Annotated in this window: 22 protein-coding genes and 25 tRNA genes; 38 read left to right on the top strand and 9 right to left on the bottom strand. The window is 42.7% G+C overall.

Annotated elements, in window-relative coordinates; all coding sequences use genetic code 11:
• Window positions 1-1,892: AAA family ATPase (locus tag HWQ37_RS04780; protein WP_292744483.1), on the bottom strand; the 1,892-nt coding region annotated here is incomplete at its 3' end.
• 147 nt (window positions 1,893-2,039) lie between these two features.
• Between HWQ37_RS04780 and HWQ37_RS04785 the strand changes: the two genes are divergently transcribed.
• The 7 genes from HWQ37_RS04785 to petJ all read left to right on the top strand — a co-directional run bounded on the left by HWQ37_RS04785 (window position 2,040) and on the right by petJ (window position 6,326).
• Window positions 2,040-2,249 (top strand): hypothetical protein, encoded by a 210-nt coding sequence (locus HWQ37_RS04785; RefSeq protein ID WP_292744486.1) that lies wholly within the window; start codon window positions 2,040-2,042, stop codon window positions 2,247-2,249.
• Between the two features lie 15 nt (window positions 2,250-2,264).
• The gene (locus HWQ37_RS04790) at window positions 2,265-3,173 is read left to right on the top strand and encodes a carbohydrate ABC transporter permease (RefSeq protein ID WP_292744488.1); all 909 of its coding nucleotides are present in this window, start codon (window positions 2,265-2,267) and stop codon (window positions 3,171-3,173) included.
• The gene (locus tag HWQ37_RS04795; RefSeq protein WP_292744491.1) at window positions 3,170-4,006 is read left to right on the top strand and encodes a carbohydrate ABC transporter permease; all 837 of its coding nucleotides are present in this window, start codon (window positions 3,170-3,172) and stop codon (window positions 4,004-4,006) included. Before HWQ37_RS04790 ends, HWQ37_RS04795 begins: the two co-directional genes overlap by 4 nt.
• A 228-nt stretch (window positions 4,007-4,234) precedes the next feature.
• Complete coding sequence (locus HWQ37_RS04800) at window positions 4,235-4,450, top strand: hypothetical protein (protein WP_292744493.1); 216 nt, start codon at window positions 4,235-4,237, stop codon at window positions 4,448-4,450.
• A gap of 133 nt (window positions 4,451-4,583) precedes the next feature.
• Window positions 4,584-5,075: a photosystem II cytochrome c-550 gene (psbV, locus tag HWQ37_RS04805; RefSeq protein WP_292722467.1), complete on the top strand. Its 492-nt coding sequence runs from the start codon at window positions 4,584-4,586 to the stop codon at window positions 5,073-5,075.
• Between the two features lie 242 nt (window positions 5,076-5,317).
• Entirely contained in the window at window positions 5,318-5,737 is a 420-nt protein-coding gene (petE, locus tag HWQ37_RS04810) for a plastocyanin (RefSeq protein WP_292744496.1), read from the top strand.
• 244 nt (window positions 5,738-5,981) lie between these two features.
• Window positions 5,982-6,326: a cytochrome c6 PetJ gene (gene petJ, locus HWQ37_RS04815; protein WP_292744498.1), complete on the top strand. Its 345-nt coding sequence runs from the start codon at window positions 5,982-5,984 to the stop codon at window positions 6,324-6,326.
• Window positions 6,327-6,479: 153 nt separating this feature from the next.
• On the opposite strand, the gene HWQ37_RS04820 is transcribed toward petJ, so the two are convergent.
• Window positions 6,480-8,030: a hypothetical protein gene (locus HWQ37_RS04820; RefSeq protein WP_292744501.1), complete on the bottom strand. Its 1,551-nt coding sequence runs from the start codon at window positions 8,028-8,030 to the stop codon at window positions 6,480-6,482.
• A gap of 613 nt (window positions 8,031-8,643) precedes the next feature.
• On the opposite strand from HWQ37_RS04820, the gene HWQ37_RS04825 reads away from it, so the two are divergent.
• Both HWQ37_RS04825 and HWQ37_RS04830 read left to right on the top strand, forming a co-directional pair.
• A complete protein-coding gene (locus HWQ37_RS04825) occupies window positions 8,644-9,339 on the top strand; it encodes an esterase/lipase family protein (protein WP_292744503.1) in 696 nt (231 codons plus the stop codon).
• A gap of 100 nt (window positions 9,340-9,439) precedes the next feature.
• Window positions 9,440-10,030: a cytochrome b N-terminal domain-containing protein gene (locus tag HWQ37_RS04830; RefSeq protein ID WP_292744506.1), complete on the top strand. Its 591-nt coding sequence runs from the start codon at window positions 9,440-9,442 to the stop codon at window positions 10,028-10,030.
• A gap of 110 nt (window positions 10,031-10,140) precedes the next feature.
• Here the strand turns inward: HWQ37_RS04830 and HWQ37_RS04835 are convergent, their stop codons facing one another.
• Both HWQ37_RS04835 and HWQ37_RS04840 read right to left on the bottom strand, forming a co-directional pair.
• Window positions 10,141-12,060 (bottom strand): cation:proton antiporter, encoded by a 1,920-nt coding sequence (locus HWQ37_RS04835; protein WP_292744509.1) that lies wholly within the window; start codon window positions 12,058-12,060, stop codon window positions 10,141-10,143.
• Between the two features lie 75 nt (window positions 12,061-12,135).
• Window positions 12,136-12,345 carry a hypothetical protein gene (locus HWQ37_RS04840; RefSeq protein WP_292744512.1) on the bottom strand — a complete coding sequence of 70 codons (210 nt, stop codon included), beginning with the start codon at window positions 12,343-12,345 and terminating at the stop codon, window positions 12,136-12,138.
• Window positions 12,346-12,387: 42 nt separating this feature from the next.
• Here HWQ37_RS04840 and HWQ37_RS04845 point away from each other — a divergent pair.
• A tRNA-Glu gene (locus HWQ37_RS04845) sits at window positions 12,388-12,460 on the top strand.
• 94 nt (window positions 12,461-12,554) lie between these two features.
• Here the strand turns inward: HWQ37_RS04845 and HWQ37_RS04850 are convergent.
• From HWQ37_RS04850 to HWQ37_RS04860, 3 genes are all read right to left on the bottom strand, one after another.
• Window positions 12,555-13,142: an SRPBCC family protein gene (locus tag HWQ37_RS04850; protein WP_292744514.1), complete on the bottom strand. Its 588-nt coding sequence runs from the start codon at window positions 13,140-13,142 to the stop codon at window positions 12,555-12,557.
• An 8-nt stretch (window positions 13,143-13,150) separates the two neighbouring features.
• A complete protein-coding gene (locus HWQ37_RS04855; protein ID WP_292744517.1) occupies window positions 13,151-15,169 on the bottom strand; it encodes a GAF domain-containing sensor histidine kinase in 2,019 nt (672 codons plus the stop codon).
• Between the two features lie 1,047 nt (window positions 15,170-16,216).
• Complete coding sequence (locus HWQ37_RS04860) at window positions 16,217-16,552, bottom strand: ribbon-helix-helix domain-containing protein (RefSeq protein ID WP_094347436.1); 336 nt, start codon at window positions 16,550-16,552, stop codon at window positions 16,217-16,219.
• A gap of 71 nt (window positions 16,553-16,623) precedes the next feature.
• Here HWQ37_RS04860 and HWQ37_RS04865 point away from each other — a divergent pair, with 71 nt between their 5' ends.
• From HWQ37_RS04865 to HWQ37_RS04875, 3 genes are all read left to right on the top strand, one after another.
• On the top strand, window positions 16,624-16,875 hold the full coding sequence (locus HWQ37_RS04865) for a hypothetical protein (RefSeq protein WP_292744520.1): 252 nt from the start codon (window positions 16,624-16,626) through the stop codon (window positions 16,873-16,875).
• A gap of 114 nt (window positions 16,876-16,989) precedes the next feature.
• The gene (locus tag HWQ37_RS04870; protein WP_465249667.1) at window positions 16,990-17,496 is read left to right on the top strand and encodes an HNH endonuclease; all 507 of its coding nucleotides are present in this window, start codon (window positions 16,990-16,992) and stop codon (window positions 17,494-17,496) included.
• A gap of 16 nt (window positions 17,497-17,512) precedes the next feature.
• Window positions 17,513-17,902 carry an alr0857 family protein gene (locus tag HWQ37_RS04875; RefSeq protein WP_292744522.1) on the top strand — a complete coding sequence of 130 codons (390 nt, stop codon included), beginning with the start codon at window positions 17,513-17,515 and terminating at the stop codon, window positions 17,900-17,902.
• 97 nt (window positions 17,903-17,999) lie between these two features.
• Here the strand turns inward: HWQ37_RS04875 and HWQ37_RS04880 are convergent, their stop codons facing one another.
• Window positions 18,000-18,857: a polysaccharide deacetylase family protein gene (locus HWQ37_RS04880; protein ID WP_292744525.1), complete on the bottom strand. Its 858-nt coding sequence runs from the start codon at window positions 18,855-18,857 to the stop codon at window positions 18,000-18,002.
• 188 nt (window positions 18,858-19,045) lie between these two features.
• On the opposite strand from HWQ37_RS04880, the gene HWQ37_RS04885 reads away from it, so the two are divergent.
• The 25 genes from HWQ37_RS04885 (at window position 19,046) to HWQ37_RS05005 (ending at window position 22,043) form a co-directional block, all read left to right on the top strand.
• Complete coding sequence (locus HWQ37_RS04885) at window positions 19,046-19,240, top strand: hypothetical protein (RefSeq protein WP_292744527.1); 195 nt, start codon at window positions 19,046-19,048, stop codon at window positions 19,238-19,240.
• Between the two features lie 121 nt (window positions 19,241-19,361).
• Window positions 19,362-19,454, top strand: a tRNA-Asp gene (locus HWQ37_RS04890).
• 4 nt (window positions 19,455-19,458) lie between these two features.
• Window positions 19,459-19,535, top strand: a tRNA-Glu gene (locus tag HWQ37_RS04895).
• A 3-nt stretch (window positions 19,536-19,538) separates the two neighbouring features.
• Window positions 19,539-19,611, top strand: a tRNA-Cys gene (locus HWQ37_RS04900).
• Window positions 19,612-19,615: 4 nt separating this feature from the next.
• Window positions 19,616-19,689: transfer RNA gene (locus HWQ37_RS04905), tRNA-Ile, on the top strand.
• A 3-nt stretch (window positions 19,690-19,692) separates the two neighbouring features.
• Window positions 19,693-19,764, top strand: a tRNA-Trp gene (locus HWQ37_RS04910).
• A 91-nt stretch (window positions 19,765-19,855) separates the two neighbouring features.
• Window positions 19,856-19,926, top strand: a tRNA-Glu gene (locus HWQ37_RS04915).
• 7 nt (window positions 19,927-19,933) lie between these two features.
• A tRNA-Tyr gene (locus HWQ37_RS04920) sits at window positions 19,934-20,016 on the top strand.
• A gap of 4 nt (window positions 20,017-20,020) precedes the next feature.
• Window positions 20,021-20,110 (top strand) — tRNA-Ser (locus tag HWQ37_RS04925).
• 4 nt (window positions 20,111-20,114) lie between these two features.
• A tRNA-Arg gene (locus HWQ37_RS04930) sits at window positions 20,115-20,208 on the top strand.
• 20 nt (window positions 20,209-20,228) lie between these two features.
• Window positions 20,229-20,303 (top strand) — tRNA-Phe (locus HWQ37_RS04935).
• Between the two features lie 6 nt (window positions 20,304-20,309).
• Window positions 20,310-20,384, top strand: a tRNA-Asn gene (locus HWQ37_RS04940).
• A 170-nt stretch (window positions 20,385-20,554) separates the two neighbouring features.
• Window positions 20,555-20,627: transfer RNA gene (locus HWQ37_RS04945), tRNA-Gln, on the top strand.
• Between the two features lie 3 nt (window positions 20,628-20,630).
• Window positions 20,631-20,706: transfer RNA gene (locus tag HWQ37_RS04950), tRNA-Gln, on the top strand.
• 6 nt (window positions 20,707-20,712) lie between these two features.
• Window positions 20,713-20,789: transfer RNA gene (locus HWQ37_RS04955), tRNA-Leu, on the top strand.
• 6 nt (window positions 20,790-20,795) lie between these two features.
• Window positions 20,796-20,873, top strand: a tRNA-Leu gene (locus HWQ37_RS04960).
• A 1-nt stretch (window position 20,874) separates the two neighbouring features.
• Window positions 20,875-20,947, top strand: a tRNA-Pro gene (locus tag HWQ37_RS04965).
• Between the two features lie 3 nt (window positions 20,948-20,950).
• A tRNA-Leu gene (locus HWQ37_RS04970) sits at window positions 20,951-21,024 on the top strand.
• Window positions 21,025-21,133: 109 nt separating this feature from the next.
• Window positions 21,134-21,211: transfer RNA gene (locus tag HWQ37_RS04975), tRNA-Leu, on the top strand.
• Window positions 21,212-21,290: 79 nt separating this feature from the next.
• Window positions 21,291-21,363, top strand: a tRNA-Leu gene (locus HWQ37_RS04980).
• Window positions 21,364-21,374: 11 nt separating this feature from the next.
• Window positions 21,375-21,450: transfer RNA gene (locus tag HWQ37_RS04985), tRNA-Ile, on the top strand.
• Between the two features lie 142 nt (window positions 21,451-21,592).
• A tRNA-Ala gene (locus HWQ37_RS04990) sits at window positions 21,593-21,666 on the top strand.
• 6 nt (window positions 21,667-21,672) lie between these two features.
• Window positions 21,673-21,746: transfer RNA gene (locus HWQ37_RS04995), tRNA-His, on the top strand.
• Window positions 21,747-21,753: 7 nt separating this feature from the next.
• A tRNA-Ser gene (locus HWQ37_RS05000) sits at window positions 21,754-21,836 on the top strand.
• Between the two features lie 136 nt (window positions 21,837-21,972).
• Window positions 21,973-22,043 (top strand) — tRNA-Lys (locus tag HWQ37_RS05005).
• A gap of 67 nt (window positions 22,044-22,110) precedes the next feature.
• Here HWQ37_RS05005 and HWQ37_RS05010 read toward each other — a convergent pair.
• Window positions 22,111-23,199, bottom strand: a complete 1,089-nt coding sequence (locus HWQ37_RS05010; protein WP_292744529.1) for a glycoside hydrolase family 3 N-terminal domain-containing protein — start codon at window positions 23,197-23,199, stop codon at window positions 22,111-22,113.
• Window positions 23,200-23,354 lie beyond the last annotated feature (155 nt).

Genomic DNA, 23,354 nt, shown 5'->3' on the forward strand with positions numbered 1-23,354 from the left:
GGAGATTTTTTCTTAGCTTGAGCAAAGATATCTCGAATATTCTTTTGACTTTGCCCTATCCAAACACTGACAATATCAGCAGGAGAGAACTTAAAGAAATATCTCCCAGATTCATTAGCAAAGGCATTTGCTAGTAGAGTTTTACCACATCCCGGCAAGCCATAGAAAAGAATTCCACCAATTGAACTCTTATATCCTTTAGATTGCAGCTTCAGGAGTCTAGTTAGTTTTTCTTTTTCTTCGTTTAACCCTTGTACTTGGCTAAAGTCAAGCTTAAATTCTTTGATACGATTAGTAATTGGATATGCCTGTATTAAACTAGGCTTTTTAGCCACATACTCAAAAGATGGGTAGTCGATAGAGTCAAACGATACTGGGACTAATTGGTGTTTTTCATAATCAGGAGCCATGATGACAACCTGGAAGCGATCGCCATAATATCCTGAAAACTTATATTCTAATATTTCCTTAGCTTTTTTCAGTTGGTAATAGTTGCGTGCTATCTCAAAACCAGGAATTACCAACCAAAGACTTTCTAGCTGATTTGGCCATACTTTTGATTTTCTCAAAACTCTTTTAATTGAATCTAAGAAGAGATTATTATCTTGAAATTCTTGGTATTTGAGAGTTTCTATCTCAACCACTACCTGATTTTTTACATATACTTCTATAATTTCATTTTGGTATTCTTCATCATCATCTGATGTATCTTCATCGATTGTTTCTTCATCCCTAGAAGTTAACTCAACTTCACAGATGATATTAGACAATCCATATCCTAGACTTTCCAACGTTTTAATCGCAAAATACTTGAGATAAATATATTCTTTACTTTCTTGCTGCCACTTCAGAGTATAAAAATGTTCGCTTTTCATCTTCAGCAATAACTGAGACTCGGCTTGTATTTGAGCCTTTTGTAATTCTACAAAGTAATCTTGCAAAGATGCATCATCTTCCTCTATTTCATAATATGGAAGTTCCAGCAAGAGACGGAAATGGGCGTACACTTCCTCTTTATATTCAATAGAGGCTTCATTTGGGTATTTACACCTGAGAGTAAAAGTAAAAGGAATTTTACTAGCAACTCTATCTACCAAGTATCCGAAAGCATCTTCTTGCTGATGAGCTTGGATTTCTAATGCTGATGGACAATGAAATAAAATAAAAGACTGTTCAGAATTATATTTATTGGCATATAGAGATATCTGTTCAAATTGTTGATCGAATTTTTCAGAATCAAGCAACTCTAAACCAGTGTTACCAAGTATAATGCTGGTCATGGTTGAGCGATGAAACTGAAAGATACCAGCAACAGAGATAGGATTTTCTTGTTCATCTTTACAATCTTGCTCTGAGGCAATACTTGTCGGAATTTTCTTAGTGGCAGCTATGGGCGTACTATCAGAACCTCTATACTGATATTTTCTAATTAATTCATAATTAAAGATTTTGACAACAATATCACAGAAGAAATCTTCTACTTGTGGAATCAAAAAAATACTTACTGGCTGCTGAGAATCTAAACAGGCTTGAAATCGTTCATATTCTTGTTCAGAGCCAAAATCAAATAAGTAGTAGAAGAAATCATGTTTGACTGAAATTGACTCTCTTAATTTGGCTGAAATTGATTGAGATTCAGCAACTTGATTTATTGGTTCTACACCTTGAATAGAAATAGCTATTTTTGTATCTAATGGAATATGCAAATCTAACCGAGGATTTGCACAAAGCCCCAATTCATCAAGAGCAGTATTAAAATCATCTATGAATGATTGACTTCTACGCTGATAGCCAAACTGTTCTATGATAGTTTTGACTCGGAGGTTTTTTTGAGTTTTACCAGTTCTCTGGAGTTTATTTTTAATTGAACGTAAGTAGGCTGTATATGACATTTTGTGTCCTATTGCTTAAGTAGGGTTAATTAGCATCCCCAAGGAAACTAAATATATAGTTCCCTAAGTTACATATCCAGATAACTCACACAAGCAACGTCTTTTGACTCGCCGCTTTGATCTGCGCTTACCAAAGGTAGAGACTCATTGAATGAGGTTAAATATTTTTCTACAGGACAGGACTTACGCAAAATATCTCTCAAACTCTCATTTCTCTGTGTTCTCTGCGCCACCCTGCGGGAAGCCGCAAAGCGTCTACTGTGGTTCGATTTTTCGTTACCTGTGCGTAAGTCCTACAGGAGTACGATAAATAATCATCCGCTACCCATCACTACAGCCGGGTTAGTGCGGGATTAAATTGGAGGTTCAGTAGTGTTTGAAATCAACAGGCGGCGGAGTAACCCCAGGTGGAATATCACCGAAGGCTTGGCTGGGTATATGTTTATGATGCCCACCATTCTAGTTTTGGGAACTTTTGTAGTCTTACCCATTCTCTACGCCGTTTTTCTCTCCCTGCAAAAAGTTCAACTCCTTGGCGGTATTGAATACGAGTTCATTGGTTTTCGGAACTTCACGCGATTAGCTGAAGATGAAAGGGTGTGGATTGCTTTGAGAAACACAGCAGCTTATGTAGCCATTGTTGTGCCAACTCAAACCGTCTTAGCTTTAATTCTGGCGGTAACTCTGAATTCTGGGATTCGCGGTAAAAACTGGTGGCGCATCCTCTACTTTTTGCCCACAGTCACTTCTTCAGCAGTGCTGACGCTGATCTTTATGTGGATTTATAACACCGATGGACTACTAAACGATTTTCTCGCTTTTGTGGGGCTACCTACTTATAACTGGTTGGGCGATCCAGCAGTTGCACTCAAAGGCATTATGATCATGAACATTTGGTCAACTGCGCCATTTTTCATGGTGATTTATCTGGCGGCGTTACAGGATATACCCCAAACACTTTATGAGGCGGCGGAACTCGATGGTGCAAATGGGTGGCAGCAATTTATCCACATTACTCTTCCCTTGCTGGGGCCTGTAACCTTCTTTGTGGTGGCGGTGGGGATAATTGGTACTTTTCAACTTTTTGACCAGTCTTACATCTTCTCTGGCGGTACTGGCGGGCCAAATAACGCTACCTTAACTGTGGTGCTGCTAATTTATCAAGCTGTGTTTCGGAATTTACAAATGGGATATGCAGCTGCGATCGCATTTTTGTTAGCAGCCGTGATTATTGCCATTACTTTGATTCAGCAGCGACTTTTCGGAGGTGAACGGATTTGACTAAAATCTCTGGCTTATCCTGGCTTAAAGTCTTGTTGTACGTCTTGCTGACACTCTATGCGATCGTCACCCTAATTCCCTTTCTCTGGGCGCTTTCCGCATCATTTAAGCCGCTAACAGAGATTGTCAGCGCCCAACCCAACTTTCTCCCCAAAAATTTTACTTTCGATAATTACAGACAAATCTTTTTACAAGAACCGCTATTTTGGCGCTGGTTGTTTAACAGTATAGCGATCGCTGTTAGCGTCACGCTTTTAAACTTATTGTTAAATTCAATGGCTGGTTATGCCTTGGCGAGACTGCGTTTTGTAGGTAAGCGCTTTTGGTTCTTCCTAATTTTGGCAGTACTAGCAGTACCGGCGCAAATCACCCTAATCCCGACATTTTTGATTTTAAAAGCGATCGGCTGGCTGAATTCTTACCAAGGCATGATTGTCCCTAGCATGGTGAATGCCACTTTTATCTTCATGATGCGGCAGTTTTTTGTTAATTTTCCTAAAGAACTAGAAGAAGCAGCTCAACTTGATGGCTTAAATACTTTTGGAATTTTTCGACACATTGTCTTACCTTTAGCAAAACCAGCACTAGCAGCACAGGCAGTGTTTGTATTCATGGGAAGTTGGAATAATTTTTTACTGCCTATAGTTATCCTATTTGACCCAGAAATGTTTACCCTCCCCTTGGGGCTGAACACCTTCAAAGGTCAATACATCAGCTATTGGAACTACATTATGGCGGCTTCTATGGTCTTTACCCTGCCAGCTTTAGGCATTTATGCCTTTTTTAATCGTTACTTTATTCAAAGCGTCACCTTTACCGGGGGAAAAGGTTAATAGGCATTAGTCATTATTCAAAAGTTAAAAATTCTTCCCCTGCTTCCCCTGCTTCCCCGGTTACTGAGCGCAGTCGTTGGCGCAGCCTCTCGTAGAGAAGTATGCCCCCTGCCCCCTACTCTCTTTCGCCTCCCATTCCCCAAACAGTATTTTGGGCAACAAATTGCACTCCTAACGTGATATTGGTATTACAGCGACTCAATCTCTATCTATCAGTAAACAAGCATTATGGGTTTTGCAGACCTATCGATCGCAGAGATAGCAGCCGACTACAGCATTCCTGTAGAACAAGTGTTTTCTCTGTGCAACCAACTGGGAATCGCCTACAAACACCAAAAGACCCGTTTGGCGTTAGAAGATGCAAAGGCAATTATTTCCCAAATATCGTCTGAAATACGCCCCAATGGTACTAACGACTTGGTGGGCGATCGCGAAGTCCCCTGAAGGGTTATCTCAGAACTTTGGCTAATAACTGATAGCTAATGACAAAAAATAATCAGTCATTAGCAATTAGCAGCTTGGAGATTGAGAATCGCATTCTTAGCTGTGTTGAGCGTCAAAATTTTTAAGGGGAAATATGTTTAGAAGACTAATTGGCGTTGTTGTGGCTACTGTTTTACTCTCGTTTCAGTTGCTTGTCGGTAGTGCGACAGCAGTGGAACTAGACGAAGCTACCCGAACAGTGCCTTTAAATACTCAAGGTGATACCGTTGTACTCAGCCTTAAACAAGTCAAAGAAGGCAAACGCTTATTTAATTACGCTTGTGCCCAATGCCATGCTGGTGGAGTTACCAAGACAAACCAAAACGTCGGACTCACTCCAGAGGATTTGGCACTGGCAACACCCAACCGTAACAACATTGAAGGCTTAGTAGATTACCTGAAAAATCCCACTACTTACGACGGGGAAGAAGAAATTTCCGAAATACACCCCAGTCTCAAAAGCGCAGATATTTTCACAGCAGTGCGAAATCTGACAGATGATGACTTGGAAGCGATCGCCGGTCATATTCTCTTACAACCCAAAATCGTTGGTACTAAGTGGGGAGGCGGCAAAATCTATTACTAAACCCTGGAGTTGAATCATTGGGCATTGGGAATAGGGCATTGGGAATAGGGCATTGGGAAGAATTTATTCTCCATTCCCCACTCCCCATTACCTATTCCCTATTTACTACTGATTAGCCAGCTTTTTGCAATAAATTGCTCTCCATTCTTAAAAAAAAAATTGATCTATGACAGATTGTCATATTTGGTGTTGATTTTATTTAAAATGAAAAAGGGAAAAAAATTGTTTGTTAGGAGAGAGCTATGAAATTAATTTCGGCAAGCTGGCGACGCCTTGGTTTAGCTGTGTTGACAATCCTTTTAGTTGTTAGCAGCTTTGCTGTTTTTACTCCCAGTGCTTCGGCTGAAACCTACAAGGTGAAATTGGGTAGCGATAAAGGACTGCTAGCATTTGAACCGAAAAAGTTGACCATCAAACCAGGTGACACAATTGAATGGGTGAACAATAAAGTTCCTCCCCATAATGTTGTGTTTGATGCTGCCAAAAACCCCTCTAAGAGCGCCGATTTAGCTAAATCTCTGTCTCATAAGAAGTTGCTCATGAGTCCTGGCCAAAAGGAAACAACCACCTTTGCAGCAGACGCACCTACTGGCGACTACACCTTCTACTGTGAACCTCATCGTGGTGCTGGCATGGTTGGTACAATCACTGTCCAAGGCTAGAAACACCAGCGTTTCACACGAGATGATTACTCAGTGAAATTAGCTCACCGTAACACGCCACACTCCTAGAGTGACGCACAAAATGCACAAATGGCGGTAACTAGTCATCTGCTTCCCTAAGACGCTAAAGAATCTGTAGCGATGGAGGAGTGAACTAGTTACCGCCAATTTTGATCAAATTTGACTTAATCAAGGATTAATCGCGTTTATACTCTTGCTGGAGGCTTGTTGCGAGGAAATTCTGTTGAGAATACTTTTATTAATTTTACTGTCAGCGATCGCTCTATTCAAATTCACATTTATTAGTCCAGCACTAGCTGCCGAAACATCTAACGGTGCTAAAATCTTCGAGGCTAACTGCGCTTCTTGCCATATCGGTGGCGGTAACATCCTTATCAACCAGAAAACCTTGAAAAAGGAAGCATTGTCAAAATACCTAGAAAATTACGATCGCGACTCAATCCAGGCGATTATCCATCAAGTCCAAAATGGTAAAAATGCCATGCCAGCCTTTAAAGACAAGTTAAGTTCTGAGGAGATTCTAGAGGTGGCTAATTACGTTTCTCAAAATGCAGAACAAGGTTGGTAATGTAGCTATTAGGAAAAATACCCTACGAGTATTCCGTTGGACAACTCGTAGGGTAGCCGCTTCTTTATCAGGCGCGGCGACGTTTTTGCCCCGCAATTCCTCTCGACACTGATCCTTTGGGTTCAGTGTGAGCCTCCTTGCGGAAATAGGTGATCAATTTTCTGAATTAGACTTTAACTGTCTGCTTTCCTTGACTTGGCGTAACTGTTCTACTAATTTTTGATCCGATTCAGCAGTGGCTGTAGGCTGACCCTGATTGATTTTCGGCAACAATAACGGTTCAGAAGTAGTAGCTGCCGATGAAGCCTGGTTATTTTTAATTGGCAGTTCCGATAATGGTTTGCGAGTAGGTGCTGGTGATAACTCAGGCTGATTCCCATTAACGTCTGGTGCAGTTAATGGTTTGAGAGTACCTGTTGGTGACGACGTAGGCGGGTTATTTCTGATTTGTAAATTAGGTAATGGTTTAAAAGTAGCTGTTGGTGAGGGGGTAAGCTGATTGTTATTGGTTCCCGGCGCAGATAATGACGAGGGCTTTTGCTCTTGAGTCGTTCCAGTAAGATTACTTGCGCTGTTTTGGAAACGCAGGTTAAATGGATAGGAACTAATCTGTTTATCTCCCTTGGGGGATTGCTTGTTGAAATATTGCCTTGCTTTTAATTGCAATTCTGGGGAAATTAACTTGTCTTGAAATTTGATATCTAAGACCTTACCATCAGGATCTACCACCAACACGCCCAAAACAGCACCTTCAAGATTTGACTTATTTGTGGATAATGTTTGGCGAATGACTGGTTTTTGTTCAGCGTTGGGATATTGTTGCTGGACTTCCTTTCTCAGGTTGGCATAAGAGTCTAGCTGTGCAATTGCCTGTTGAGTTCCCTTCGCTGATAAATCTGCTGGCTGGAGGGTGCTTGCCCTAGTTCCGATTAAAGTATTCCCATTCCTAGCTTGTTTTAGAGAGCTAATTAGTGGGTTTTGAGCAATTCTAGACGACGCATTGTTAATTGGTTGCGTCATTGGCTGCGAAGTCGTATTTACCTGTCCTGTTGCAACAGGGGTCGTGTCAGATATGATTGGAGGCTGGGCATTCCGCAGAATATCATTAGGTATTTGCTGCGACTGCAATTCTGGCAACCTATTTACAGCTAGAGGCTTAGGCGGCTCGTATTTGGCAACGCTCTCATTCAGATTTACAGGAGGAACCACATTCACACGAGGCACTGGTTGAGAGAATCTGGCGCTGGTATTAAATTTAGAACTATCAAACTTAGACGCATCAAATCGCAAATTATCACTAGGAATCATCCGCAAAGACTGCCTTGTAGGTAAGGAAGAGACTTGATAGTTATTGGATGATGCCGGTAGTGGAGGCAGTACTAGCTGACTGGATGGTGATGGCGCTAAGGGAGTTAATGCAGTTTGACCGCTAAAGTTTGGAGCTGCAAGTGGGGCGACTGGCGGTAATTGTTGTAAACCAATCTGGGGTGTGCTTTGCGGCAAACGGTTTTGGTCGGCTTGGCTCAATTCCAAAAGTCCGACTGTTTTAGATGATGCTGTTTCTTTGGGCTTGTTAGACTCCATCGGCATCAATGGCACGAGCATGGCGATCGCACCGTGGATACCAAGGGAAGCTATAGCTGCTATCCCAATTGGCTGGCTTAAGATATCTGGTATATTTTTCAGCAGGGAGACGTAAGACATAGCTGTTATCGTTCACTCACTCAGTTACAGTTGACTAGCGATTTTCTCTTTGTGACATGGCAATTTCTTGCAAGAGATACGTTCTTCATAAGGAAATAATAACTTCCTCTGCTGGCAATCAAAACGCCAAAATTGCCATTTATTCAAGTTTTTAATTAATCAATGACGCTGTATCATAATCTTCAAAATTTGAGCCTACTAAAGAGATATTTGAAAAATCACTACTTTTGATTTTTTATTGTGATGACGCACACAATTAAAATTAATATCTGGGAGTTTTATAAAATTTAAGTAAACGCACAACTTGGAATGCATCAAAACAATCTGCCGAAGTTGCCTTGTTTTTTCTACTGTTTCTCAGTCAACGACGCTGTAACAGATGACACACTTGCTTGTCCGAGACTAAGCCCTATTTTAAAATAATACCACATCGGCAACCCCTCAAACTGTTGCAAATTGTACAATTTTATTGAATTCTAGCTTTAAATCTTACCAAAGCTATTGGTTTTTTACCCAAGGCGTGAGTCAGGCGATCGCAATTTTAGCTGCCCAATCATGACTACTTCTTCGTCAAAAAAGTTCAAACCCTCAATCATTGCATCGAAAACTTCAAATGCCATTACCGACAGTTATTTTACCTGGATATCTAGAAAGTGCGATCGCTTATCGCCAACTAGAACAATCCCTACAAAATTCAGATTTTCCCACAGTTACAGTCCCACTGCGGCGGCGTGACTGGCTCCCCACTCTGGGAGTAAGACCCGTAACACTGATTTTGCAACAACTCGATCGCACGATCGAGGATATATTACGTCAACATAATGCTACTCAAGTTAACTTAATTGGTCACTCAGCCGGAGGTTGGATATCCCGTATTTATATGGGAGAAAAGCCCTATTTAGCGCGCGGTGATGTCAAACCATTTCTCTGGCAAGGGCATCCCTTAGTTGCGAGTCTCATCACCTTGGGTACACCCCATATTAGCCAAGAACGCTGGACACGCTCGAATCTAGATTTTGTTACCAATAACTACCCAGGAGCTTTTTACAAAAACGTTCGTTACGTTTGTGTGGCTGGCAAAACTATCTTTGGGAAAAGACGGCCTGGTAGTTGGTTGGCTTACAGTAGTTACCAATTAACCTGTGGTAAGGGTAACACTTGGGGAGATGGGATTACGCCCATTGAAGCTGCTCATTTAGAGGGGGCAGAAAATCTAGTGATTGCAGGTGTGAGGCATTCTCCCAGAAGTCCTGGAATTTGGTATGGTTCACCAGAACCCTTAAAAGCTTGGGTGCAATATTTGATTTAAAAAACTTTATTTTTATATAATAAAAGTAAAATTTATTAATATTTCTTAGCTAAAATTGTAATAAGAATAAATATTTAGTTAAGAACAGGAGGGGTGAGCTATGCAAAGCACCCAGTTCGATCAGATTTTGCGACGAATAGCAACGATATTATCAGTTGTAATTTTGACTCTGTGTTTAATTTATATTTCTACCGGAGTTTTGCTGTCTTTTTACTATGAACCGACAGCAGGGGGAGCTTATAACTCATTGAAGATGATTAATACACAACTGCCATACGGGTGGTTGTTTTGGAGAGCGCATGATATTGCTGGTAACGGGGTAATTGCGATCGCTCTCATTCAAATTGTGGTGATGTTTTTAGGTCGGCAATTTCGCAACAGTTGGCTGGCTGCTTGGATTAGTGTAATTTTGTTAACCCTAAGTGCGATCGGGCTGGATTGGACAGCGATGATTTTAGATTGGACTCAGGAAGGTTACTGGCGTTTCAGCATTGAGCTAGGAACCATCCAAGCCATTCCTTTGATTGGTGGGCAACTGCGCGAAATCCTGACTGGTGGTGGAGCGATTAACACAACTACCGTCGAACACCTTTACACAATCCACAGTTATCTGATTTCAGTAGCGACGCTAATTCTCGCCATAGTACATTTTTCTGCTTTACTCTGGCAGGAATCGCAAGCTGAGTACTGAGTGCTGAGTGCTGAGTGCTGAGTTAGGAGTTAGGAGTTAGGAGTTAAAAGTTATTTTCTCCTCCTGCTTCCCCTGCTTCCCCTGCTGCTTCCCCATCTCCCTTGTTTCCCTCATCCCCCAGGAGCCTCACTAGTAGAAAGTTGAGATAATTGAGCGAGGGATAGGTCTTCAACCTCTGGTAACTTTTCTAGAGAGAGGGGAGTGGATTGGGTGGCACCAGATAAGCGTTTTAAAAGGCTAGGTCTGGGGTCATGTAACAGATAAATAATGCGATCGCCAATTTCCCAATCTTGGTTGGCTGGCATTACCTGTAAGCGTTCTGCTCGTTCTAGCAATAGCGGTATCAACATCCCAGTCCGAATCTTTTCTTGGATGCGATCGCATTGAGTCGAAAACTCCAAGTCATCTAGTGTAGTTGTCCCCAACTTCACTCGCCCATCATTCAAATATTCATTCCAAGTTTTAATCGCTAAGTCTGGAATAAAAGCTTGATTAACTTTATTACTAGCTGAAGTAGTCGCTTGCGGATCGCGGGGAAAAACAGCTAAGACACGCGGGGGTTTAAACTCCTCAGCTGCTCGTTGAGCCAAAACAAAATTCACCTCCCCATTACTTGTCATAGCCAAAAAAGTACCCATAGATGCAAGTCCTGCCTCTTCCAAAACAGCAGCATCCAGCGCACTACTGGCAATCACCCGGAGATTTTGCGCCTCGGCTTGTACAAGACATTCGGGGTCAGTATCAATCATTACCACGTTTTCTCCCCGTTCTTGAAAGAAGCGGGCAATCACAAGACTCAAGGGATTACAACCTACAATCACTGCCCCAGTTACGTCCTTAGAGGTGATTTGTAGCCATTTGGCAACCCAGCCAGCTGTTAGCCCTTGACAAACAACAGTCATGATAATTGTCAAGAATACTAAAGCTTTGATGGAATCACCGCCGTTAATGCCTCGCTGTGTCAACGAAATCGCAAAAAAAGAAGCTACAGAGGCAGCAACAATTCCTCTCGGAGCAACCCAGCTTAAAAATAGTTTCTGTCGCCAGTTTAAATCACTGTTCCAGGTACACAACAAGATATTAATCGGGCGAACGACAAACATTAGTACCAAAACGGTGAATAAACTACCCCAACCCAAAGCAAATACACTGGCAATGGATAGATCGGCAGCTAATAAGATAAATAGCACCGAGACGCTGAGAATTGTCAGTTGACCTTTAAAGCTGCGTAATAGACGTTCTTCCGGGACTGAGGAGTTAGCAAAGACTGCCCCTGCAACTACTGTTGTCATTACCCCCGATTCACTGCGGATCATTTGCGATAAGGTAAACAGGCTCCAAAGTATCGCCAACACTACTAAGTTTTTTAGCTCAAATGACAGAAAACTGGCGCGTTTGAAAATCAAACTCATCAGATAACCGCCAGCACCACCAATTGCTGCCCCAACGCCCAGACGTATAAGTAAACCAACGATCGCATTGATCGGATCAGCATCGCCGTTCAAAATCGTATCAAGGACAACGAAGGCGAGGATAGCCCCTACAGGGTCAATTAAAACCCCTTCTCCTTCTAAAAGTGTTGCCACTTGTCGATCTACATTAATTTGTTTGAGCAATGGGCCAACGACGGTTGGACCTGTCACCACGACTATGGAAGCATAGAGAAAAGCTATGTTCCAGGGAAATTCACCCAGCCAGTGAGCAGCCATACTCCCGCCAATCAGGGTAATTAGGGTTCCTTGAGTGACGAGCAATTGTAGGCTGACTGAAACTCTACCTAACTCACGCAGATCCAAGTTAAGTCCGCCTTCAAACAAAATGATTGCCGTTGCGAGGGCGACTATAACTTCCAATCCAGTGCCTAGCACGTGGGGATGCAATAGCCCTATACCATCAGAGCCAAACAAAATGCCTAACAGCAATAATAAGACGATGCTGGGTACACGAAGGTATGCAGCCAGCACTTGGGCGCTAATACCTGCAAAGACAGCGATCGCCATCTGGATGGTGATTTCAAAAGATGCTTCCATGTTGTAGATTTTGAGCGATTTATTTCAAAATCTCTTGTAAAAAAACCGTAGATATTAACTCTACAGGGTACAACATCATACCCTTTGTTCCTTGCCGTCTTCAGCGTTTTTTATCTCTGTGTATACCCCAAAATTCCCAGCGCCTAACGCTAACGCACCCTGCGAGCGATCGCAGAAGCATCTACGGACTTTTTTATCTCTCTCCATATCTTTGTATCCTCTTTCAGCTTTTGCTTCCACCCAGTTTAGCTGCCACAAACTTTTTTTGGCAAAACCTGTTGACAAAGGTAAGGAAATTGGTTAACTTATAAAAGGTCTGAGTCCGATGCCCCCATCGTCTAGAGGCCTAGGACACCTCCCTTTCACGGAGGTAACGGGGATTCGAATTCCCCTGGGGGTACTTAAAAATAATAAAAAGCAAAGGCTTTTTAGTTTGAGGCTTATTGACAAAAACCATCATCCAGGAATATTCCCGAATGATGGTTTAACCGTTATTATACATACGGTTCTTTGCTGGCTAGTTCTTCTACACGTTGGTGAATAGCCAAAAGATTTAACCGCAAATCTTTGCTGAGGCGATTTTCAATAATTCCCACTGGCATAGTGAGTTTAGGCCAAACTTGAATTGTGTAGGACAAATTTGTTCCGATATTCTCACCGAAAGAATAAGGCTCTAAGCACCAGCTACCAGAAAAGCCTTTAAAATCTCCCTCTACCATCTGGAAATTAATTGCTTTAGGGAAGCATTCTTCCAAATCTAGAACTACCCGCGCACAAAATTTGAAATTGAGTAAGCGTTGGGAGCCTACTTGCTCTAGTCGAATCCCACCATTGGGATGCTCGATTAGGCAACTCTTGGCGAGGTTGGGGAGGAAGTCAGGCAAGGCTTCATAATTTGTCAGAACCTTCCAGATTTGCTCCACTGGATGGGGAATTTGGACTTTAGCACTGATTTGCCTCTGTCGCTCTGCTATTTTCTCAATTTGAACTTCTACCTGAGCAAGCAAATCCCCTTCTAGTTTGGTGTCATCGGTGGGAGATTGCAAATCAGGGTTCTCTGTTGTGTTCTGTTTTTTAGTCACTTTCAGAATTATGGTTTGCTTTCGTCAGAAAATTGGGGCAGAGTCAAGGTGAAGCAAATTTCGCTTTGTTCAGAATCCGAGATTGGGAGACTTTCAACAGCGATCGCTCCATTCAGATGCTGCACTAAAGACTTGACTAAAGCAAGTCCCAAGCCAGTCCCTGGAGTCCAACGCCCTTTTCCCCGACGGAATTTATCAAAGATGTAGGTCGCTTCTTCTTCAGAAATGGCACGTCCTGTATTCGTCACCTTCATGATAACTTGATCGATTTGCTGATCGACTCGGTGAGCAGCTTCAAGGCGAACTATTGTATCAGGCTCTGAATATTTACAGGCATTCGTTAACAATTCTTGCAGGATGCGGTCAAAACTCTCCAGTTCAGTTTGCAGTTTGAGCGATTCCTCTGGCAAATCTACAGAAATCTTTAATCCTTTCTCAGCAAGTTTTTTCTCAAAAGATGCTGCTATATCCTGAATTCTAGTATTTAAATCTATAGATTTTAATTGCGGGGCTTCGTGAGGCGACTCTAGCTTTTGGAGTGTCAACAAGTCATTAATCAAGTTGATTTCCTTTGAACATTCCTGCTCAAGAATATCTAGATATTTACCCTGACGCTCTGGTGCTATTCCTGGCAAACGCAAGTTTTTTATTGACATCAGCATATTTGTCAAAGGATAGCGGAGGCGATCGCTCATATTACTCAAAAATTCATCTTTGAGTTCATTGAGTTCTTGTAGTTGCTCAACATACTGCCGTGTTTTTTCCTGCAATTTAGCGTAGAGTTCCAGACTATTCTGGAGTTTCGCCGTCCGATCATCTACCAAAGTTTGCACTTGGCGCAATGTCTGTGACTGAATTATGGCGTTACTCACTTGAGCGCAAACCATTTCCACAAGATTTAATTCTGCTGGTTGCCAATTGCGAATCACAGATTGCTGTAGCACCAAGAATCCTAAAATTTTACCTTGACTTTCCAGTGGCACTAAAAGTACCGCAGGTAAGTTCTCTACTGCAAACAATGGAGCAGCTGTCAAGGTATCGTTTTGATCTGTATAGTCATCGAAGATTACTGGTTTTCCAGAATCGATGAAGGCACGCTGGCATAAACCACAGTCTGAAACTAAGAAAGACTGAGCTAAGGTGTCTAGTTGACTAGCACCAGAATTTCGTGTTTCCCTTACCCATTCACCAATTACGGTAGCTTTCGCTTTGGGGATTTGTTTTTTAGCTTGAGTCCTAAATAGTGGATCTGTATATTTCAGCAGTATGAGCAAACCCCGATCTGCCTGTAGAGATTCGGCAGTGGAGGTAATAACTAACTGGAGCATTTGATTTAGCTCCAAGTTACTACGACTCAATAAAGTTAATTGCTTAATCAAACTTTGATGCTGGTGGCTTTTTTGCAGGGACTGCTCTTGATGGGCAATTTGTTGAGCTTGTGCCACTCCAGAAAAAGCGATCGCGCAAGCCGACTCCACTTCTTTGAGCAATTGTTTTTCTGATTCACTCCATTCATAAGGTTGGAATTTAATCAGATTAATCACTCCATTATTATTGCCACCAAACCGAGTCGGAATTGCCAAAACCGCTTTTACCGGTAGTGGCAAATATTGACACCCAATTACCAGACTGTTCTGAATAATCGAAATATCTTCAATCGTCAATGGTTGGGCAGCACATTGCAGCACTGGCGAGTGCATCAGCAACTGTTCCATCGAAAACATTTCTTCTGGGTGTGGCAGCCCTAAATACTCATCAGCACACCAATTAGTAGTAGTTGCTTCCTCGGATGTCTCATCCGCCACAGAAACCAAGCAGCAGCAATCTACTTGAAAAGCAACTCCTAATAATTGGGCAATCTCTTGCAGCATCAAAGCTGTAGCCGAGCTACTAGCAATGATTTGGTTAATTTTTTGTACCAATTCGCGGGCAGGTTCTTCCTGATGCTGCATCAGCTTGACTTGGTAAGGTTGTAGTCGATCTATGTCATCTACGTAATGTAGGGGCGATGATAAAGGTTTTTTCATTTTTGGCACGCCCTCGGATAATAACCACTTTGTTCTTGCACCCAACCTTTTGGCATATTCTTCACCGTTAGTTGTGTTGCTACACCCTGATAATTAACAAATTTTGTGTGAATACTTTCTCTCACCTGTTATAGCCCTTTTCTATCTCAGATGGCCAAAGTTCCACTTCATCAAGCAAATTGCTACATTAATACATAAGTAATAGAATACTTAAGATATCCTATAACTGCTTCAGTTAGCTTATTTTTAACTGCTCTACTTGAAATAATTCACTAACTTTATCTTGTCTGTAAGTATACATAAACCGTAATTTCTCTAGAATTACCAGAAAAATACCCTTTACATCACGTAAAATCACGTAACTTGCTTTATAAAGCTTTATTACATTTTTTTAAAAAACTAGTAGGTTTAACAAGCTACTCTTTGATCTCCGTAACTCTCAGTAAAATATCAATGAAGTAAAAGAGGCAAAAAAACAGCAGGTTGTTCTTGCAGTGTAGGCTTCTCTTCCCTACGAGAGTCTACGCCAACGAGATGCAGTTGCGTTCAGAGATGAATGGTACGCTTGTAAAGCCCAAAGACTTATGTAGCGTCGTTTCCAGCCTCCAGGATGGGAACGAATTCCGAGAGGGCTGCTGCCTCTTGTTAAGAAAGAGGAGGCGGAGCCTCTAGGAATAGTTTCCCAGCCTGGAGGCTGGGAACCAGTTGTGTAAGTCCTGTTAACTTAGTGCCATTCTGTTCAGAGACGTATACTGATAGCGTAACGGTGCTAGGGAGTCCGTGAGGGTCTTGCTTTCAAGCTGTAGGATAAATTTTGGAATAAAGCTTAAATACTTACTTACCAGGGGTTGCGGCAGTTATTGCTAAATTTTGAATGCAGCCCAGTTTTTGTTACTAATAACTGGGCTGCATTCGTCTGAATATAAAACTAAACCACAATCTATTTTCAGAATTATATTTTTTAAAGTAGTAAGAGCATATTGCGATTCCTGCTGGTAGTGGCGGGCTTTTCGGCCCGCCTACTCCAGGTTTCAAAATGGACGAAGTTTATCCAGCCAAGCTCTCGACACTTAGAGGAACCATATCGCCATTCCTCGTTAGTCCTAACAACATCGGTTCTTGGGGTTGGATTAGTTGACCTGTAAGTACACAGCGTTCTTCTTGCTGAGCTGTGGCAGCGATGCTAGCTCGAATGTCGGATCGCGAAAATCGAGGCTTCCACTCACCTGATTTTTGCTGGACATAATTCCAAAGGATATCTCGGATCAGAGCTTGATATCCCTGATTCCCAGCTATTTCTTTGAGTTTATCTTTGAGTTCCCGTTCTAGGCGAATGCTGGTAACTTCCATATCGGTGGTTGGGGTGCGTGCGATCGTATGCATCAGATTTTCTCCTTAAAGGTATAGACAGGACAGTAATACAAGTGTAGTATGTTTAAAGGAATGTTCAATAGGTGAAATTTTCTGTGAAATCCATTTACCCCATCTCTACTTCAATTTTGCGCGCTACCAATTGCCGAACCAATTGGGAATCAGCTGCTATGGAAGTGGAGTATTTATTTATGGGCGATGGTAGCCGAAATCATGGGCAAATCACAGAAGGTAATGATGATTATAAGTATGTAGGCATTAGTGCACTAATTGCAAAACCACAACTAGATCAACAAAGCGGGGGATACAGGCAAAGGAATCCTGTACCGATATGAGACCAGAAAATCTTCCGGTCAATTCTAACCCCCGCTTCACCGAAAACTTGAAGCGGGGGTTTTTTTATAAGGAGTTAAGCTGTGACGATATCTTCCATGCGCGGCGCGATCGCAATGCAAGTGTTAGAACAATCTGTGGTGGTGTTTTCTCAAAATTACTTGCCACTATGTCGGGTGAATATCAAGCGGGCGATTGTGCTGTTAGTAACTAACAAAGCTCAACCGTTGGGTTTTACCACAGAAAGGGGATGGCAAGTTCACTCACCCAGTTTGGTAATTGATGTGCCAAAACATATTCGCTTGACAATCACTTCCAATGAGCGGATGTGGAAAGTTCCGCCAGTGAATCGGCGGGAAGTATTGCGACGAGATCATCACAGTTGCCAATATTGCGGTAGCGGCAAACATCTAACGCTAGATCATGTGATGCCGCGATCAAGAGGCGGTTCTCACACTTGGGATAACGTAGTCACAGCTTGTGAAAGATGTAACTCCCGTAAAGGCGATCGCACCTTATTTGAAGCTGGTATGCAACTGCGTACCAAACCAAAAGCGCCAATTCACCCCGCGATTTCTTTTGCTGAACAGTTTTGGATAGATATGCAAGCAAACCTGGAATAACAGGAGAGCATAAGGAATGCTGAAATTAACTTACACTGAAAGCAGTTTTGATTTAGAATGTGTCACTCTGTCGCTAGAAGAATGGGTAGCGCAACGAGTGATTTTAGCCCTGCGAGTTGGGCAAAGTTTGTGCATTGAACCCAGCACCGCTTCCTTTTTGCTTCCTGTTGATTTGCCAGGAGTAGAAGTACTGAGGGTTGAGGTAAAAAGAGATGACAGAGAAATCATTGCCCTCTGTGCATGCGATGCCGAATATATGGAAGTCACCCTGCGGGGTTCTTGGCTATCAGATAGTTCTAAGGGTTCTGTAGGTGTATTTGTCACCACTATGAGCGATCGCGTTGAGTTCTTTTTGCACAAACTTTGGCAGGAAGCTCAATCTTGTGCTTCTGTGATGAGTGAATAAACCAAATAGTCGGGTCACTCAATTTCGGATTTTGGATTACTAAATCCAAAATCCAAAATTTAAAATCTAAAATCAGGTGAGGAGAATTTCTCACCCTTTATTGCGCCATTTGCAGTAGTTCGGGAATTGTCACAAATCGGTAGCCTTGCTGTTTGAGTCCACTGATGATTTGTGGCAAAGCTTGTACAGTTCTGTAGCGATCGCCACCACCATCATGCATTAAAACAATAGAACCAGGTTTCGCGCCTTTCAGGACATTATTTACAAATGCCTGGGGTTTGGCGTGAGGATCGGTATCAGCAGAAGTTAACGACCACATAATTACAGCGTCTTTCTGGCTTTTGGCGTAAGCGGCTAGTCCGTTATTTAAAAAGCCTCCAGGAGGACGAAACAGAGACGTTTTGACTCCTGTAGTTTTGTAAATCAGGTCAGATGTGCGATCGATTTCACTCTTGGCTGTGGCTTCATCCATTCGCCGATACCAATGATGCCAAGTATGGTTGCCAATGGCGTGTCCCTCGGCTACTTCACGCTTGGCTAGGTCTGGATTTGCTTGTAAAGCTTGTCCTACCCAAAAGAATGTGGCTTTAACATCATTTTGCTTTAGGATGTCCAACATTTCTAGAGTTGTCTTTGGCCAAGGCCCATCATCAATGCTGAGAGCAATAACCTTTTCGTTAGTGCTGGATTGCACCTTATAAACTGTTTTTCCCTGAAATTTAGCTGGGACTGTAAAGGTAGGGTTTTCTACTTGGGCTGATGGCGGTAGTTGGGCATTAATTTGGCCTTTTGCTGGCTCTTGAACTTGTGCAGTCTGGATTTTGTTTACTGGCTGGTTCAACCCCGATTTTGGGGAGATCCCTGGATTCATACTACAAGCTGTAATACTAGAGGCGATCGCGACAAGACTAATTATCTTTTGTCGCTTCAGGTAGTTGTCTATCACGTCAGGCATTTAAAGACTCACCCAATCATAAGCTGTAGTTTGACTTTTCAGAGGATTTAGCAAGCTCAAATCTAAGTACAGAAGCTTTTCTAGACAATTTTAAAAAACTTTCTAAAACCCCTTGACACCTCTTGTAGTATTTTGTAGTATATTTGTAGTGAAGCAAAAGACAAGCTTCCCAAGAGTCAATCAAAGTTATGTTCTACATACAACTAAAGGACAGGCGTTGGAATCAACCAAAGTCCCCAATTCATAAAGCTGCTTTTACTTGTAAACCATCGGCAGTAGAGGCAATAAACGAAGAAAGTTCTAAATTTGCACTCATCAAAACCACTGAATACATCCGTAATATACAACAGGTTTGCTACCTAGAGTTTCGGTTGTTTGGCTAACAGTTTCTCACAGTTAAAAGTAAATTATCTGAACCTTGAAAACTAAATAAGAAATGGGCAAGTTCACCAACAAAATTTGTGCCTAAAAACCTCAAGCTTTAGGCACAGATTACCAAAAAATCGGGGTGTAGCTCAACTGGCTAGAGCGTTCCGTTGTCTGCGGAAATGTTGCGGGTACCCTGCGGGAAGCAAGCTACAAATCCCGTCACCCTGGTTGTAGCCCTGTAGGCGAATAGTTTAAGCCGTCAGTTTCTCAAGCTGAAGATTGCGAGTGCGAATCTCGTCAGGACTCCCAAATGGTCAGGTAGCCAAGTTGGTAAGGCGTTGGTCTGCAAAACCGATTAGCGCGGGTTCAAATCCCGCCCTGACCTCTGCCGCAGTGTAGCTTAACGTAAAGCCCCTGGCTCATAACCGGGTGGATGCGGGTTCAAGTCTCGCCACTGCTACCAAATGCAGGGATGGTGTAACGGTAACATCTCGTGACTCCAAATCCGATGTTCTAAGTTCAAATCCTAGTCCCTGTGTCAGACAATTTTGAATTTTAGATTGCCAATTTTAGATTAAATTTTTTAATCCAAAATCTAAAATTTAAAATCTAAAATTCGCTCAATTATGCCCTCGTGGACGAATGGTTAAGTCAGTGTTCTTTCAAAGCACAGATGCGAGTTCAATTCTCGTCGAGGGAATGATTATGGGTCGGTGGCCGAGTCTGGTTGAAGGCGACAGTCTGTAAAACTGTTCTTTTTTGCGCGCAGGTTCAAATCCTGCTCGACCCATTATGGAGAGGTGGCTGAGTGGCTAAAAGCGTCCTCCTGCTAAGAGGAAACGGGTAGCTAATATCCGTCGCAGGTTCAAATCCTGTTCTCTCCGTTTTGAGAGTGTGGTGTAACTGGATAACATCTCAGTCTACGAAACTGTAGCTTGCTTCCCGAAGGGTAGACGTGAGGGTTCAAATCCCTCCACTCTCGTTACATGTCTCTTCTCCTATCCCCCGGTAGCTCAGTTGGTAGTTAGCGCCTGTCTGAAGAACAGGAGGTCGTCGGTTCGATTCCGACCTGGGGGGCTTCGTTGCCTCATAGCTCAATGGTAGAGCAAGCGGCTGTTAACCGCGCGGTTGTAGGTTCGAGTCCTACTGAGGCAGCCAATCAATAATTCGTAATTACTAATTCGTAATTCGTAATTAAATAAGGGTTTATACCCACGTTTTTATAAACGGCTTGTATGTTAGCCGGGGTTGAAATCCCCATCACAAAACATAACTACGTTAGCGAGTCCGCGAGCGTCATTACGAATTACGAACTACGAATTATTTGATGCCGGGTGGACGAATTGGTAAGTCGCATCGCTCTGAACGATGAGGTTGCAGGTTCAAACCCTGCCCTGGCAATAAAGCCCTGTGGTGTAATTGGCAACATAGCGCCCTTTGAAAGCGAAGATTCCAGGTTCGAGTCCTGGTGGGGCTGCCAAACTCTGCTCTTGTAGCCCAACTGGAAGAGGCTGCCGTCTCAAAAACGGTAAGTTGTGGGTTCGATTCCCACCAAGAGTACCAAACTTTGCTCCTGTAGCCCAATTGGAAGAGGTGGCAGACTTAAAATCTGTTTCGTTGTGGGTTCGACTCCCACCAGGAGTACCAACGGGATGTAATTCAGTGGCCAGAAGCCATGCTTTGGGAGCATGGAGTCGCAGGTTCAAATCCTGCCATCCCGATATGCCCCTGTGACGGAACTGGCATACGTGCTGGAATCAGAGTCCAGATTTTGCAGGTTCAAATCCTGTCAGGGGTACTAATACCAATTCAAAATTCAAAATTCAAAATTCAAAATTAAGAAATCTAGATTTTGCAAAGGTTTCTGGGCTTGGATCTGTATCAGAATTTTAGTGAAATGGTATTAAGCTCTCGTGGCGGAACGGAAGACGCACTAGACCGAGAATCTAGTTTTTTTGCAGGTTCAAATCCTGTCGGGAGTACCAAAATATCTGGGTGTGGCGCAGATGGGAGCGCGGGAGTTTCGGAGACTCCAGGTCGTTCAATCCCTGCCACTCAGACTTTGCCCTTGTAGCCCAACGGAAGAGGCGCTTCGCCTAGAACGAAGAGGTTGCTGGTTCAAATCCAGTCAGGGGTATTGGTGAATATGCGGGGATAGAGCAACGGTGGCTCGTCAGGCTTATAACCTGAACATCGGCAGGTTCGACTCCTGCCCCCGTCACCAAATTTTAGATTTTAGATTTTAAATTTTGGATTGTTGATTCAAAACTGAAAATCTAAAAAGGTGTGAGAGCAAGCTTGTTTTATTTGTCCAACAAATCCCGTCTCAAATGTCTTGAATTTTGAATTTTGAATTGTTAATTGATGGGGTCATAGCTCAAATGGCTAGAGCGTCTGCCTTGCAAGCAGGAGGTTATGGGTTCAATTCCCATTGATTCCACTGATGGTGTCTGAAGCCAAAGTGGTCGAGGCGCTGGTTTGTGGAACCAGTCATAGCGGGTTCAAGTCCCGTCAGGCACCCTTGAATGGAAGATGCTGCTGAATGGTCGGCAACCAAGCTTGAACCTTGGAGTATGGGCAACTGTAGGGGTTCGATTCCTCCATCTTCCTCTTTTCCACCTGAAGCCGAAAAGTGAGGCGCTGTGCTGATAACACAGAAATAGGAGGGGCAGTACCTCCCTGGTGGATTTATATCTAGAGTTGGTGTTACAAATCGCACTTGCTCATTTCTTTTTCAAATTAACCAGGGTGGTTGGCATATCGGCTGTGCAGCGGGCTTTTAACTCGCAGAAATAGGTTCGACCCCTATACCACCCATTAAACAATTCAAAATTCAAAATTCAAAATTAAGAATTAGCTAATATGCAACCTGAATGCACTTGGGTTATGAATAGCAACTAGCGATCGCTAGTTGAGCATGTTGCAATAATACATCTTTATCCAGAGCATATATGGGATATTGTGGTGTTACTGCTAGTAGTTTCTCAATTCTTTCTCTAGCTGCCTCTACCACTGCTTCATCTAAGCTACCGTTACTGAGCGAATCAGCAAAATCTTCAGCAATCCGATAAGTTCTTTCAATAGATGATGAATTAATATTACGCGACACAATAAATAGATCGCACCCGGCATTTAATGACTGCGCTACAGTACCTGTTTTCATAAACATATCTGAGATAGCTTTCATATCTAAATCATCAGATACAACCACTCCCTCAAAGCCAAGTTCCTCTCTAAGTATGGTTTTGAGGATAGCCTGGGAAAGGGTTCCTGGTACATTAGGATCGATCTTGGGAAATAAGATATGGACAGTCATAATCAAAGGAATCTGTACTTCGATTAAAGCTTTGAAGGGTATAAGTTCTCGAAGTCGCAGGTCTTCTAGAGTTAAATTCAGTATTGGTAGCTCAATGTGAGAGTCCTTGCTGGTGTCCCCATGTCCGGGGAAGTGTTTGGCGCACCCTAAAACTCCCGAATCTCGAAGTCCAAAGTAATAGTCACGCGCACCTTGAGTAGCTGTTTCAGGAGTGTTACCAAAGGCGCGAGGCCCAATCACCAGGTTGTCGGGATGGGAAAAAATATCGGCTACTGGTGCCCAAGATAAATTTACTCCCAGTGATTTAAGCTCTATTGCTGTGGCTTTTGCTACTTCGTAAGCGTGCGATCGCACCACCAACCCATGAGGAAAGCGAGTAATTGGTAGTGGTGTACGAATTACCCGACCTCCTTCATGATCCAGGGTGATGAACATGGAATCACGTTCAGTATATTCTCGTATCTGCCTGTTTAAATCCTTGAAGCTTTCCAACCAAACCTGATATGGTGTGCCATCCAAAAAGTTTTTAGCGAAAAAGATCACCCCAATCGGTTTCAATTCATTGAGTGCGCGTTTATCGTCATCGCTTAATGTCGTGCTGGAAACACCTAAAATTAGGTGATTTCCAAAGCGCTTTAGCTCCTGCGATACACTCATAATCTTTTACCTATAAATCTTTTACCTATAAGTTGGGCGGTAAACAACTGGGTTGTTCAACCTAGAGAACATAGACTTTTATCCTACACCTTTATGGGAAGCGGAAAGTTTTCAAAGTAGTTTTTAAGCAATAATCCAGATATTTCCTCAAAGCA

The sequence above is a fragment of the Nostoc sp. NMS4 genome (genome assembly GCF_017115095.1).
GTDB lineage: Bacteria > Cyanobacteriota > Cyanobacteriia > Cyanobacteriales > Nostocaceae > Nostoc.